At 39.8% G+C, this 14,123-nt stretch carries 10 protein-coding genes; 6 read left to right on the forward strand and 4 right to left on the reverse strand.

The window, feature by feature from the left end; translation table 11 throughout:
* Positions 1-18: 18 nt before the first annotated feature.
* The 3 genes from HGD76_RS03700 to HGD76_RS03710 are packed head-to-tail and all read left to right on the forward strand — an operon-like array spanning position 19 to position 5,200.
* The gene (locus HGD76_RS03700; protein ID WP_168694997.1) at positions 19-2,721 is read left to right on the forward strand and encodes a CHAT domain-containing protein; all 2,703 of its coding nucleotides are present in this window, start codon (positions 19-21) and stop codon (positions 2,719-2,721) included.
* A 44-nt stretch (positions 2,722-2,765) separates the two neighbouring features.
* Positions 2,766-4,031 carry a tetratricopeptide repeat protein gene (locus tag HGD76_RS03705; RefSeq protein WP_168694998.1) on the forward strand — a complete coding sequence of 422 codons (1,266 nt, stop codon included), beginning with the start codon at positions 2,766-2,768 and terminating at the stop codon, positions 4,029-4,031.
* Positions 4,028-5,200: a tetratricopeptide repeat protein gene (locus HGD76_RS03710; RefSeq protein ID WP_168694999.1), complete on the forward strand. Its 1,173-nt coding sequence runs from the start codon at positions 4,028-4,030 to the stop codon at positions 5,198-5,200. Before HGD76_RS03705 ends, HGD76_RS03710 begins: the two co-directional genes overlap by 4 nt.
* 486 nt (positions 5,201-5,686) lie before the next feature.
* On the opposite strand, the gene HGD76_RS03715 is transcribed toward HGD76_RS03710, so the two are convergent.
* Both HGD76_RS03715 and HGD76_RS03720 read right to left on the reverse strand, forming a co-directional pair.
* Positions 5,687-6,613, reverse strand: coding sequence for a carbohydrate ABC transporter permease (locus tag HGD76_RS03715; protein ID WP_168695000.1), 927 nt, complete (start codon positions 6,611-6,613; stop codon positions 5,687-5,689).
* Between the two features lie 258 nt (positions 6,614-6,871).
* Positions 6,872-7,348: a phosphate-starvation-inducible PsiE family protein gene (locus HGD76_RS03720; protein WP_015078089.1), complete on the reverse strand. Its 477-nt coding sequence runs from the start codon at positions 7,346-7,348 to the stop codon at positions 6,872-6,874.
* Positions 7,349-8,106: 758 nt separating this feature from the next.
* Here HGD76_RS03720 and HGD76_RS03725 point away from each other — a divergent pair.
* Positions 8,107-9,831: a diflavin flavoprotein gene (locus HGD76_RS03725; protein WP_168695001.1), complete on the forward strand. Its 1,725-nt coding sequence runs from the start codon at positions 8,107-8,109 to the stop codon at positions 9,829-9,831.
* 203 nt (positions 9,832-10,034) lie between these two features.
* Here HGD76_RS03725 and HGD76_RS03730 read toward each other — a convergent pair whose 3' ends face one another.
* Positions 10,035-10,808 carry a hypothetical protein gene (locus tag HGD76_RS03730; RefSeq protein ID WP_210967716.1) on the reverse strand — a complete coding sequence of 258 codons (774 nt, stop codon included), beginning with the start codon at positions 10,806-10,808 and terminating at the stop codon, positions 10,035-10,037.
* A 298-nt stretch (positions 10,809-11,106) separates the two neighbouring features.
* Between HGD76_RS03730 and HGD76_RS03735 the strand changes: the two genes are divergently transcribed.
* Together HGD76_RS03735 and HGD76_RS03740 are read left to right on the forward strand one after the other, a co-directional pair.
* A complete protein-coding gene (locus tag HGD76_RS03735) occupies positions 11,107-11,277 on the forward strand; it encodes a hypothetical protein (RefSeq protein ID WP_168695003.1) in 171 nt (56 codons plus the stop codon).
* 74 nt (positions 11,278-11,351) lie between these two features.
* The gene (locus HGD76_RS03740) at positions 11,352-13,058 is read left to right on the forward strand and encodes a diflavin flavoprotein (protein ID WP_168695004.1); all 1,707 of its coding nucleotides are present in this window, start codon (positions 11,352-11,354) and stop codon (positions 13,056-13,058) included.
* A 210-nt stretch (positions 13,059-13,268) separates the two neighbouring features.
* Here HGD76_RS03740 and HGD76_RS03745 read toward each other — a convergent pair whose 3' ends face one another.
* Positions 13,269-13,886: a Uma2 family endonuclease gene (locus tag HGD76_RS03745; RefSeq protein ID WP_168695005.1), complete on the reverse strand. Its 618-nt coding sequence runs from the start codon at positions 13,884-13,886 to the stop codon at positions 13,269-13,271.
* Positions 13,887-14,123 lie beyond the last annotated feature (237 nt).

The following is a 14,123-nucleotide window of genomic DNA, read 5'->3' on the forward strand; positions in this document are numbered from 1 at the left end:
ACCCTATTATTAACTTTTATGACATTGCGACTTAAACTAATTAGCTGGCTCACGTCGCCTCTGCTGCTGACGTTGATTCCCTCTCTGTTACCCATTCCCAGTTATCTCCTCTCTACCACCGCCCAAGCACAGACGAGTCAAAACCGCAAAACACAAGCAAGCAAGTTATTACAGCAAGGACTTCAGCAATTTGAACTTAGCCAATACCAAGCTGCAATCGAGTCTTGGCAAAAGGCGTTAGAAATCTATCAACAACTGAAAGATCGGACTGGGGAAGGTCTTTCCCTAACAGGTCTGGCCGAGATTTACTTTCATATGGAGCAATACCCAAAGGCAATTGAGTTATATCAACAGTCCTCAGCTATTTTTAAAGAAATCGGCGATTATCGAGAGGAGCTTCGCCAACGCAATCGGCAAGGGGAAGGCGAATCTCTGAGACATCTAGGCATTGTTTACGAAAACTTGGGGCAATACCCAAAAGCAATTGAGTTATATCAACAGTCTTTGTCTATTTTTCGAGAAATTGGCAATCGGCAAGGGGAAGGCAAATCTCTGATGGATTTGGGTAGTCCTTACCGGAACCTGGGGCAATACCTCAAAGCAATTGAGTTCTATCAACAGTCTTTGTCTATTTTTCGAGAAATTGGCAATCAGCAAGGGGAAGGTCTTTCTCTGATTGGTATAGGCAATGCTTACGGGAACCTGGGGCAATACCCAAAGGCAATTGAGTTCTTTCAGCAGTCTTTAAACATTTCACGCGACATCGGCAATCGCTATGGGGAAGGTCTTTCCCTCATGAATCTGGGCAATGCTTATTCGCTGCTGAGGCAATACCCAAAGGCAATTGAGTTCTATCAGCAGTCTTTGGCTATTCAACAAGATATCGGCGATCGCAATGAGGTAGCTAAATCCATGAATAATCTGGGCAATGCTTACGGGAACCTGGGGCAATACCCAAAGGCAATTGAGTTCTTTCAACAGTGCTTATCCATTTCTCGTGCAATCGGCAACATTGTAGTGGAAGGTTTGACTTTTCATAACATTGGCTCAACACTACAAAAACAGCAGCAATCAGAATTAGCTATTGTCTTCTACAAGCAATCCGTCAATGTGCGAGAAGGCATCCGTCAAGACTTACGCAAATTACCCCGTGAACAACAGGCATCCTACACCCAAACTGTAGCGGATAGCTATCGCCGTCTAGCATCGCTGCTACTGGAAAAAAATCGAGTCATGGAAGCTTTACAAGTTCTTGATTTACTCAAAGTTCAAGAACTACAGGACTATGTTCGTAACGTACAAAACGATAAAAACAAAGAGAAGATTGAACTATTTCCACAAGAACAAAAAATTATCCAAGACTATACTGCAATTCAAGCTCCAGTTATTCGCCTTGGTGCTGAACTAGCCGACCTCCGCAAACTGCAAACTCGCACTCCTACTCAACAGCAACGCATTCAGGAAATTGAAAAAATCCAGGCGAAAACTAACCAACAGATGAGTGAGTTTCTCAAAAGTCCTGCTGTGGTAGCTTTATCGCAACAAATGCAAAAGAACGCCCCACAACAAAATCTGACTTTATCTGCTTATAAAGACCTGCAAACCCGATTAAATCGATTAGGAAAACGTATCGCCCTATTCTATACCCTGGTTTTGGATGACCGTCTGGAATTGGTATTACTACCCCCAGGTAAACCACCAATCCGTCGTTCTGTGGCAATCAAGCGGACGGAATTAGAAAAAATGATTCAAACTTTCCGTCAAGATTTACAAGATCCAAATTCTCAGGTTAAGGAAACTGCCCAAAAGCTTTATAGTCAACTGATTAAGCCAATAGAAAGTGAACTTCAACAGGCAGATGTACAATCAATCATCTATGCACCTGACGGACAAATGCGCTATATTCCCTTGGCTGCACTTTACGATGGGAAAAAATGGCTGACGGAACGCTATCAAATCAACTACCTCACCGCCCTTGCATTAACCAAACTTGAGCCTGAATCTACTCATGATCCTCGTGTTTTAGCAGGAGCATTTACACAAGGTAACTATAGTCTTGAAGCAGCAGGGCAGACTTTCAATTTCCAAGGATTGCGCTTTGCTAAGACAGAAGTTGAGGGATTAGGTGCAGCAACTCCTAATACTACCAAACTGTTTGATAAAGCTTTTAACCGGGATGCAATTTTATCCAAAATTAAAAACTACAGCATTGTTCACATGGCAACTCATGCTGTTTTTGTCAAAGGTGCGCCGGAAAATTCTTTTATTCTCATGGGTGACGGTAATCGGATTAACTTAAAAGAAATTGAAGAGTGGAAGTTGCCCGATGTTACTTTGGTGGTATTGAGTGCCTGTCAAACTGCGTTGGGTGGAGAATTGGGTAATGGTTTGGAAATCTTGGGGTTTGGTTATCAACTCCAGCGTACAGGAGTGAGAGCTTCCATTGCTTCTCTCTGGGAAGTTAGTGATGGTGGTACTAAAACCCTCATGGATGCTTTATATGAGCGACTCAAATCCGGGAAAATGACTAAAGCTGAAGCCCTCCACGAAGCTCAGATATCCTTGATTACAGGTAAAAATCAAAGCAGTGGTGAGACACGGAGTAGTGTGAGATTGACACCAGGAAATAGCGGGCAAACTGGAAATTCTGCCGCTATCTCTCGTAATCTCAGTCATCCTTATTACTGGTCTCCCTTTATTTTAATTGGCAATGGGTTGTAAAGTGGTGTTGTAAATTGTTGTGTTAATGCTTACTTGGATTTCAAATGGAAAATATTAATCTGGAACAGGCAATCCAACAATATAATACTGCGCTGACTGAGCTTGAAAATTTAGTTCAAAGTCCTTCTCCTGCTCAAGTTCTCGAAGTTTTGATTGCGCGAGATCGGATTAATTCGGTTTTGGAAATGCTTGCTACTTCTGTAAATTCTCCTCCTTTATCTGCTCAAAGTTTGGAAGAAATCAGCAAAATTGATACCAGGTTAAAAGTAAATGCTCAGGCGATCGCACTCTTTACTGAATCTACCAGTTTTCGTGCTAGTTTTCACCCCAAGGAACAGGCGTGGTGGTGGTTTCTGGAAGCTCCTAAGACCCCATGGAGCGATAGATTTGATTGGCTCTTTAGCGGGGTTTCTGTTACCTGTTTAACTGTTTCCTTGGGCTTAATTGGTGACATTTCCCCTCGCTTTTTGACTGGTGTACCTGATGCTTTTGGTGCTTTTGCAGTCAGTACCCAAAGTATTCTTACTCTTCTTGTTGCTGGTGGCGCACTCACAAAAATTGGTCAAGAATCTCTCAGACAGTTACTAAAAACAATTAATATCCCTGAAAGATATTGGCATGAATTAGGTGCAGTTACTTCTTTTTTGGTAGTTTTAGGTTTGTTTGGTTTTCGCCAATTTTTACCTCAAATTGCCACAAATTTTTATACTAATCCAGGGATGGAAAGCCGTAAAAAAGGTGATTGGAGTAGTGCTGAAGAACAGTTTAATAGAGCTATTAAATTAAATGCTGATGATGCTCAGGCACACTTTCAATTGGGCAATCTTTACGAGGATATGCAAATGATTGAAAAGGCTCGTCCAGAATATCAATTAGCTATTCAAGGAGGAATTATTGGTGCAACTAATAATTTAGCAAGGCTGAATATTTTTAAAAAAGATTATTCCGGGGCAGTTTCCTTACTTCTCAAAACTTTAGATAGAGATAAAAAAGAACCTTTAGACTCAAAAATAAAACATACTGTTCTCAAAAATTTAGGTTGGGCGCGACTGATGCAAAAAAACTATCCAGATGCTGAAGCCAAGTTATTAGAAGCCATTGATTTACAATCTACTCTCAAATTAGAAAAGTATGATATTGCTGATGTTTATTGTCTTTTAGCCCAAGTCATGGAAGCCCAAGGTGATAAAAAAGAAGCATTGCTAAAGTGGAAAACTTGCAACCAGTATGCCAATATTACCATTCCCGAACAGGATGAATGGGCAACAATGGCTCAAAAGCGTTTAGACCCCCAGGAGACTCGTAAATGATCAAATTTACAGCAATTACATTAGCTTTGGCATTGATCACATTTCCTTTTGCTGTTAAGGCTCAAACTGCTAAAATTTATTCTATTTCCGGCACGGGTAAGGTGAGAATACAGCGAGAAAAACGTACAGATTGGATTCCTGTTCGTCCAGCTACTGACCTATATCAAGGTGATCAAATATTACCAGACAGAGGAGTTAAAGTTTATGTGCGGTGTCCTGACTGGAGTAAACCTGTCCTTGTCAAAGCTGGTGTACCATCAGGTATGGGTTCAGTTTGTCTTAGTTGGGTGAGTCGAGATTACAGAGGTTCTCAAACTGTGGGAATACTGGGGGGAATTAATCCTGATATTCCCTATTTGATTACTCCCCGTCATAGTCTCTTACTCAGCCGTACTCCCCTAATTCGTTGGCATCAAGTTTCTGGAGTGGCAGAATACACCATTGAAGTGACAGGTGCAACAGGCTTAATGTGGCGGACTAAAACCAAGGAAACTCACCTTGTTTATGCTGGTAAACCTCTGGCTGCGGGTGTTTCCTACTCTATCATTATCCGCACCAATACCGGAAAATCCTCTCAGGAGGATAATTACAATTCTGAGCAAAAAGCTACCAATTTGGAATTTAGAATCCTGCGTAAGTCTGAAGCAGAAGTAGTAAAATCAGCAACTGCACAAATTGCTTCCAGTTCTCTAAATAACGAAGCAGATGCTTTAACGCTGGCAAATTTTTACAGTAACTACGTTTTACCCCAATCTGTGATTCAAGCCTATCAACTACCAGATAATACATTTGAGACTTATAGCTTAACTGGTGATGCGATCGCCATTTTAGAATCTTTAGTACAAAAAGGAAAACAGTCTGTTCTCATTTATCGTACTTTGGGCGATCTCTATTGGCAAACTGGACTTGTCCGCCTTGCGGAAACCAATTATTTAAAAGCGATTGATTTAGTTCAGGGACTAGAAGATATGGAAGATTGGACACTATCTCAGTATAATTTAGGACAAGTCTATGCTGCGATAGATGACTATAAGAAAGCATTGGAACATTTTAACCAAGCTAGAGTAGGTTATATCTTTTTGGGAGATAACGGACGTGCAGAGGTTCTTCAACGCCAAATGAAAAGAATCAATAAAACCTCAGCTAATTCACAAGAGGTAAAAAATTAGACCTGTCTTTACGGCGATTTTCGGATAAATGAACCATATTTTTTGTTTCCCGCTCCAGGTTTTCCGTGCAGGTATAAAGAGCTATCAGTAATTCAGTTTAGTTAACTATATCTTTGGGTTTGAAGATTTACCCGCTGGTGTAGGAGTCACCTGAGTTCGACTTGAACGATACAGTTTTCTCCTTTGGTTTTTAGAGATTTTAATCCCTGAATAATCTATCACAAGAGCGATCTTTAATCCTGTGAGTTATTCAGATCCCCGACTTCTCTAAGAAGTCGGGGATCTAAGCAATAATTAATCACATCCTGTAAATCCTCATATAGCTTGCGCCACGCTCCGCTATCAGACAAATTCCCACAGCGATCGCACACCTTTGGCATTTAGGTAGTAACTGGAATTGGCTATTTATACATTAAACACTTTTCAAACATCCTCTTAGCCATACCTCTAGCCCTCACAGATAACTTTTTCAGCAAGCCCTAAATATTAAACACTAAAATCATTCCCATCTTGATTGATAACTAATCTTAAAATTGATAAACCTAAGATAACTAAAAATAGCACTAAACCGATGGTACAAGCATAGCTAATTTCTAAATTACCAAATGCTTGTTCATACAAATAATAAACAATTGTCTTAGAACTATTCAGCGGTCCACCTTGGGTCATAATATAAACTTCTTCAAAAACTTTAGTTGCAGAAATCGCCGAAATTACAGCCACTAAAGCTAAATAGGGTTGCATCAATGGTAAGGTAATATCCCAATGTTTACGAATATCGTCTGAACCATCAATAGCCGCGGCTTCATAAATATCAGCGGGAATGGCTTGCAATCCAGCTAAATAAATAATCATGTAGTAGCCTAAACCTTTCCAAATAGTTACAACCATAATACTAGCTAGGGAAATGGGGACAATTCCCAATATCTTATCAGGACTTGTTAACCAGGGAATTCCGTCGGGAAAAATTCCTAAAGTTTTGAGAATTTGATTCAGCAATCCGTTTTCTGCATATAACCATTTCCAAGCTATCCCAGCTACTACCATAGAAATTACAACTGGGGTATAATATGCTGTTCTAAACCAATTCATTCCCCGCAGTTTTTGATTGACTAAAATTGCTAAACCCAAGGGTAAAAATACTAAAATTGGCACAACACCAATTAGATAAAGAAATGTATTTTGTAATGTTTGCCAAAAAACTGGATCTTTCGATAAACGCACAAAGTTCTTAAACCCAATCCATTGTGGAGGATCTCCTATATTTTCATAGTTGGTAAAACTCAGATAAAAGGCTTGAACTGCTGGATAAAAAACAGTTAATGTTAAAATAATTAAGGCTGGTAATAAAAATAAATAAGGTGTTATTCTCTGTTGAATTAAAATCCATTGTTTTGATGTTAATTGCGACATATATTTGAGGATAAAGTTTTAGCAACTATAGTATCTTATTTCGGAGTCTAGATAAAGTTATTTTGATTAATACTTACGCCAAATTGAGAAAAGCCTTGATTTGGAGGTTGGATTGTTTACCTCAGCGTTACGTAGCAATGGCAAAGGTATTATTTTATCAGTAGGATTTCAGCGTCCCACAAAAACTATTTAGCAAATATACTCAAAAATTAAATAGGGAATTAGTAAAATAATCCTTTTCCCTATTCTTCAATAAAATTACAATTCTGGTTTTGTGTCTACTGTTTCATGCTGATTAATTTTCACCTGTTCTAATAAACGAGGCATCCAAGGTAAAGCCAGGAAAATTCCTGATAAAATTAGTAGAAATACAGAAAGTCCAAAAAGTTGGTCGCGGGAAATTTCTAATACACCACGTAAAATTACCTCTCGTAAAGCCGAAACAATCGTAATTTCTACCGCTGCACCTACAGAAATACTCCGTTCTTGCAGGTAATCAACTAACAACCGAAACAGTTCTACTAATATCAAAATAAACAAAATATCAGATGTTACTTGCCGTAGATCTAATGGACTTAAAAATGATAAAAACATATCTCCTAAGCGAATGAGCATTACACAAAACAAACTTACGCAAAGGGAGATAACAATAATATCCTGAAAAAGTTCTAAGTTACGAACAATTCTATCCCGTTTAAACAAATTATTGACTTCTATAATTATCCGCTGTGGCATAGTATTTTCTAGAACAGAAAGATAAATCTATTTTAATAATTAACCATTAAACTACTTTGAATAAAGTGAACAGAGAACAATAAGTAATTATCAATTCAAATAAAGGAGGAGATTAACCCCCACTTTCAAACTTTAATTAATTCCTGGTTCTATTTTTTTACTGATGCTTCAGTAGCTGATTAACTTTAAGAGGTTGTTTGAAAACTTTTTCGTGTGGGATCTGACACCCGCAGATCCCCCTAAATCCCCCTTGAAAAGGGGGACTTTGAGGAATTTAGCCCCCCTTTGTAAGGGGGGTTGGGGGGATCTCGATTAATTCTGATACTTTTCAAACATCCTCTAAGGTAAGCATTCAGCCGTCAGCTATCAGCTATCAGCAAGAATTGAATTGATCAGCATTCTGAATATTAATTACTGATGTCAGTCTCCCCACTTCAAAACCCCTAAAATCCGATTTTAGCTGACTGCTGACCACTGATAGCTGAATGCTTACACTTTAAGTTAGCCCCGCTGACCTAAGTAGATAAGATTTATCCATTATTAAGTATAAGATTTTATCTATGAATAATGCCCAATGGAGACGGGAATTGCCCACAATTAGGACTATGGAAAGATGCTGTTGGTCTTTTGACTGAGGATGATTGTTGACAGTTTTAATTTTCTTAACTGAGGTATATGTTTTTTAATAAAAATTAATATTCAAGCTGTGCCACAATAAGAGAAAGGCATAAATACTCAATTTATTCAAGAGGGGCGTTATGGTATTGCTTACCGAGAAACTAGAAAAGCGTCTGACTATAAATACTGTAGAGATTAGTGAAGATACTACCGCAATTCGGTCTTTAGATTGGGACCGCGATCGCTTTGATATTGAATTTGGTTTACAAAATGGTACAACCTACAACTCTTTTCTGATTCGGGGGGAAAAAATCGCCCTGGTTGATACTTCCCATGAAAAGTTTCGCAAACTTTATTTTGATACTCTCACCGGTTTAATTAATCCCCAAGATATTGATTATTTAATTGTTAGTCACACTGAACCAGATCACAGCGGTTTAGTAAAAGACTTACTACAACTCGCTCCTCATATAACTGTGGTTGCGTCAAAGGTGGCAATTCAGTTTTTGGAGGACATGGTACATCAACCATTTAACCGCAAAATTGTCAAAAATGGCGATCGCTTAGATTTAGGCAATGGACATGAATTTGAATTTGTCATTGCTCCTAATTTACACTGGCCTGATACCATTTTCACCTTTGACCACAAAACCCAAATTCTCTACACCTGCGATGCTTTTGGGTTACATTACTGCTCAGAAAGTACCTTTGATGACGATTTAGCAGCAATAGAAGCTGATTTCCAATATTACTACGAATGTTTAATGGGTCCAAATGCCCGTTCTGTCCTTTCCGCAATGAAGCGCATGGCAGAATTGAAAACCATTCGCATGATTGCCACCGGACACGGACCCCTATTGTATCACAATGTGGAAGAATTAACCGGACGTTATCGCAGTTGGAGTCAAGGCCAAACCAAAGCCGAAACCCCTGTAGGAATATTTTACGTTTCCGAGTACGGTTTTGGCGATCGCATTGCCCAATCTATTGCTAACGGGATGACAAAAACTGGTGTCGCTGTCGAAATAGTAGATTTAGCCAGCGTCAACGAATTACAAGAACTGCGGGAACTGGTAGGACGTTGTACAGGCTTAGTTGTGGGAATGCCCCCAACTTCAGGCAATTCTAACATTCAAGCCGCCCTCAGCACCGTTTTAGGTTCTGCCAAAGAAAAACAAGCCATTGGCATTTTTGAAACTGGTGGAGGAGATGATGAACCCACCTATCCCCTATTAAATAAATTCCGGGCTTTAGGCTTACACTTATCTTTTCCCGTAATTGAAATTCGGGAAACACCCACAGCTAACACTTACAAAAAATGTGAAGAAGCGGGGACAGACTTGGGACAATGGGTAACAAGAGACAAAAGCATCAAAGCCATGAAATCCCTGGCTGCTGACTTAGATAAAGCCTTGGGCAGAATTAGCGGTGGTTTATATATCATCACAGCCAAAAAATCCGACGTATCCAGCGCCATGTTAGCTTCCTGGGTAAGTCAAGCCAGCTTTAAACCCTTGGGCTTTTCCATCGCCGTCGCCAAAGACCGAGCCATAGAATCACTCATGCAAGTAGGCGATCGCTTCGTTCTCAATGTACTCGAAGAAGGCAACTATCAACCATTAATGAAACACTTCTTAAAAAGATTTGCTCCCGGTGCAGATCGTTTTCAAGGTGTGAAAACCCAACCTGCTGAAAATGGCGCACCTATCCTCACAGATGCCCTAGCATACATAGAATGCGAAGTAGTTAGCCGCATGGATTGTGGTGATCATTGGGCAGTATACAGCACAGCTTACGCCGGTAGAGTATCCAATCCCGATGCCATGACAGCAGTACACCACCGGAAAGTAGGAAACCACTATTAAGTATTGTAGGGGTTTAGCATTGCTAAACCCCTACCCGCTTAAATCAAATAATTAAGCCTTGTTGAGTATAGTCATCTTCAGATGACTTTTACTATGAAACTGGACATCTCCGGTAATTAAATGTGCGTGGTTTGAAACCATTGTAGAGACGTTCTATAGAACGTCTCTACATTCATTTTCACCAGATGTCTATTGAGCTTAAATTAGGAATTAACCGACTCTAGTGACATCATCCGAGCCGAGCGCTGCTGTAACTTTCTCCGCAATACAAAAGCACCAAAGACAATCGCCACACCTGCTGGCGCGGCATTAGACTCAAAGGGAACAGCAGCATTAACTGAAAAATTTGTGAACGAAGCGGTTCCGCTGCTGCCGTTTGCAGCGTTTGTTAAATTGAATGCCCAGTGTGTACCATTGAGGTCGAGATCATTGAAGACTGAGAAGGAATCCACACTTCCATAGGTGCCAGCAGGATAGGAGGGGCTAGCAGGATAGGTTCCGGTTGCACCCGGCCAAGACGAAGCAATGGTATCGATGAAAGTGAAGCTGCCATTGGTGATCACACCACCTGTAGCTGTAAGAGCACCATTACTAGAAAATAGTGCTACGGGAGCTACAATATCATTACCCAACGCATCCCTAAGACTAAGAGTGCCGCTCAACCTTCTAGCATTTTTTTCAATGTTAAGACCGTTAATGGTTACGGATTTAACGAAATTAATGGTAAGTGGATTAGTTATTTCAGCAGTAGTAACCTCCTGAGAGGCAGTGGAGGCAGTTTTACCTAGGATGGCACCTCCAGGACTAGTGAAGGTAGTGAAGGTAATAGCCTCCGCCGCACTAGAAAGAGTTAGAATGCCTACCAGGGAAGCAACTAACGCCCCCAATTTTTGAAAATTCTTGGTGATCATTATATTTCCTATGCTTTTAATTTCTTTATGTGTACCGACTCGGTACTTAGCAGTATGATAGTTCAAAATCACCCAAATGGCAATAGCAAAATATAAAAAATTATCACATCTGAATGTAGTTATTCACTCCTCCCCTCTAAAATTATCGCAACCCTTGATCTCTCGTTAAAGATAGGAGGGAGTGTGAACAGTTATATCTGGATATAATTATCGGGTTTTTGGAGATTATGGGTTTCATATAATACTTTTCAAACAACCTCTAAGGCTTTCGGGCAAAAAAAGTAAATTCGTCACAGCTTATGTCAAAAAAACCTATCATGGAGGGAGCAGAGGCGCAAGAGTTTTTCCCAATTACTCATTACCAATGACCACTAAACCCCGTGATGTGCAAATATTGCCCATTGGTACAGATACCATAATATTGCGATCGCGCAGTTGGGCTAGATTAAGATTTGAAATTGAATATGCTTTAGCTAGATTTACAGAAAGGTATATATTAAAATATGCCCCGTTCCCTCTGAAATTGGAAAATTAAAAATCTTAACCTTTGCGCCTTTGCTCCTTTGTGCCTTTGCGCGAAACATAATTCATACCAATCACCAATCACCAATGACCACTAAACCCCGTGACGTGCAAATATTGCCCATTGGTACAGATACCATAATATTGCGATCGCGCAGTTGGGCAAGATTAAGATTTGAAACTGAATATGCTTTAGCCAAAGGAACAACGGCTAATTCCTATCTCATCCAAGGCGATAAAAATGCCCTGCTTGACCCCCCTGGCGAAACTTTTACCGAAATTTATCTCGCAGCCTTACAACAGCGGTTTGATGTCAAAAAACTCGATTATGTAATTCTGGGTCACATTAACCCCAACCGCGCTGCAACGTTAAAAGCTTTACTGGAAATTGCCCCCCAAATTACCTTTGTTTGTTCTAACCCAGGGTCGATAAATTTACGCGCAGCTTTGGAAAAAGACGATTTACAAATTTTGGTCATGCGGGGAGAAGATACCCTAGATTTAGGAAAAGGACATCATTTACAATTTATTCCCACACCTAACCCCCGTTACGCTGACGAACTTTGTACCTGGGACCCGCAAACAGAAATCTTGTTTTCTGATAAATTATTTGGAGCGCATATTTGCTCAGATCAGGTTTTTGATGAAGGTTGGGAAGTATTTAACGAAGATAGACGCTATTATTTTGACTGTTTAATGGCACCTCACGCCAGACAAATCGAAACGGCTTTAGAGAAATTGGCAGATTTGCCAGTGCGAATGTATGCTACTGGTCATGGTCCAATAGTCCGCTATGGTTTAATTGATATTACCAAAGGCTATCGGGAATGGACTAAACAGCAAACTTCCGCTGATATGACAGTGGCTTTAATTTACGCCTCAGCCTATGGCAATACTGCAACTTTAGCACAGGCGATCGCTCGCGGCATTACCAAAGCCGGTGTCAGTGTCGAAGCCATTAACTGCGAATTTACCGAACCTGAAGAAATCAAAGCCGCAATTGCAAAATCCGCAGGTTTCGTCATAGGTTCTCCCACCTTAGGAGGACACGCACCCACACCGGTACAAACAGCATTAGGAATTGTCCTTTCTACCGCAACTAACAATAAATTAGCCGGTGTATTTGGTTCTTTTGGTTGGAGTGGAGAAGCCGTTGATTTAATTGAAAGCAAACTCAAAGACGCGGGATACAGATTTGGATTTGACACCATTCGCGTTAAATTCAAACCCAATGAAGTCACTTTACAAACCTGCGAAGAAGCGGGAACTGATTTCGCCCAAGCATTGAAACGCGCCGCGAAAAAGTCAGTTGTGGCTAAACAACCAGCAAGTAATGTCGAACAAGCTGTAGGGCGGATTGTTGGTTCTATATGTGTGGTTACAGCCACTCAAGGTGATGTTAAAACGGGAATGTTAGCATCTTGGGTAACACAAGCCAGTTTTAATCCTCCTGGTTTAACCATTGCGGTAGCTAAAGACCGGGCTATGGAATCCTTATCCTATACAAATAACAAATTTGTAGTTAATATCTTGGCGGAAGGGAAAGAAATCCGTAAGCAATTTATGAAAGTTTACGCCCCTGGACAAGATAGATTTGCCGGTTTGGACATTCAAGAAGCCAATAATGGCGGCATTATTCTCAATGGTGCTTTAGCATATCTAGAATGTTCTGTCCAAAGTCGGATGGAATCTGGTGATCATTGGTTAGTTTATGCCACTGTTGATGATGGTAAAGTCTTAAATCAAGATGCTGTCACAGCGGTACATTATCGCAAATCCGCGAGTTATTATTAAACAGTAGGGTGGGCATTGCCCACCTAAATGTACAGCAGATTCCAGATAAATATTTTTACATTAGGACTTACGCACAAGTCATGGAAAAACGAACCACAGAGGCACAGAGTTCACAGAGAAATGAGGGTTTGAGAGATATTTTGCGTAAGTCCTATACATAAAAAAGTAAACAGTGTTTTGCAGAAATTGGAAAAACTCAGGCAGGAAGGTTTAATCAATATTACCTGCTTTGAAAATTTGTTCCGCAGTCAAATTTAATTCTGGGAAAGTTGATGATACTATCAATTCACTACCTGTAAATTGACTAATTTGGTATTCTCTATCTATTAGTTGATGAATAGAAATAGTTGGTTGTTTAGGACTACCAATAAACCTTTTACTTCCCAGTGCTAAATAATCCACAATCCAATATTCAGCAATACCTAATCTTTCGTAATCTCCCAGCTTTTTATAATAGTCATCTTGCCAATTTGTACTCACAACTTCAATAACTAAAGGAATAAAATCAGGTTCAGAAATTACTGCTGATTTTCTCCAGTTTGGGTCAGTTGCTAGAATGTTTCTATTGATTACTAACACATCTGGTAAATAGCTGGATTCGCTTCCTGGTGTTTTCACAAAAGTGGTTTTTGGGATTCCATAAGGTAAATTCAACCGTAAATACTCAGCCGTGATTCTCTCAGCTAAAAAACAAATAATATCTTCATGAAAACCTACGGGTGGATTCATTTCAACAATCACTCCATCATGTAATTCATAGCGTCCCTTATCAGGTAGCCATTCTATAAATTCTGCAAAAGTTACTATTTTTGGTAAGGCTTGAAGCATAATTTACCTACTTTTGTAAATTCAAAATTATTCAAATTGCAGCGACTTCTATAGGGAAGGATAGTTGAAAGCGAGTATAGATAAGTCCAACCTCATCCTTGTGTCATGTATATGCAACCACTAAAATTTGACCAAGAGTATCTATTTCACATATTTAACCATCTTTTATTTTAGTTATTTTAAAATGAAATTAAACCGTAGATAATTGCTCGTTCCCAGACTCCGGCTGGGAATGCC

Source organism: Dolichospermum flos-aquae CCAP 1403/13F (assembly GCF_012516395.1).
GTDB lineage: Bacteria > Cyanobacteriota > Cyanobacteriia > Cyanobacteriales > Nostocaceae > Dolichospermum > Dolichospermum lemmermannii.

What these genes read in the sequence shown, in the direction of transcription:
- HGD76_RS03705 (WP_168694998.1), top strand. Translation starts at nt 2,766, where the DNA reads ATGGAAAATATTAATCTGGAACAGGCAATCCAACAATATAATACTGCG.
- HGD76_RS03725 (WP_168695001.1), top strand. Translation starts at nt 8,107, where the DNA reads ATGGTATTGCTTACCGAGAAACTAGAAAAGCGTCTGACTATAAATACT.
- HGD76_RS03710 (WP_168694999.1), top strand. Translation starts at nt 4,028, where the DNA reads ATGATCAAATTTACAGCAATTACATTAGCTTTGGCATTGATCACATTT.
- HGD76_RS03715 (WP_168695000.1), bottom strand. Translation starts at nt 6,613, where the DNA reads ATGTCGCAATTAACATCAAAACAATGGATTTTAATTCAACAGAGAATA.
- HGD76_RS03720 (WP_015078089.1), bottom strand. Translation starts at nt 7,348, where the DNA reads ATGCCACAGCGGATAATTATAGAAGTCAATAATTTGTTTAAACGGGAT.
- HGD76_RS03740 (WP_168695004.1), top strand. Translation starts at nt 11,352, where the DNA reads ATGACCACTAAACCCCGTGACGTGCAAATATTGCCCATTGGTACAGAT.
- HGD76_RS03700 (WP_168694997.1), top strand. Translation starts at nt 19, where the DNA reads ATGACATTGCGACTTAAACTAATTAGCTGGCTCACGTCGCCTCTGCTG.
- HGD76_RS03735 (WP_168695003.1), top strand. Translation starts at nt 11,107, where the DNA reads ATGACCACTAAACCCCGTGATGTGCAAATATTGCCCATTGGTACAGAT.
- HGD76_RS03745 (WP_168695005.1), bottom strand. Translation starts at nt 13,886, where the DNA reads ATGCTTCAAGCCTTACCAAAAATAGTAACTTTTGCAGAATTTATAGAA.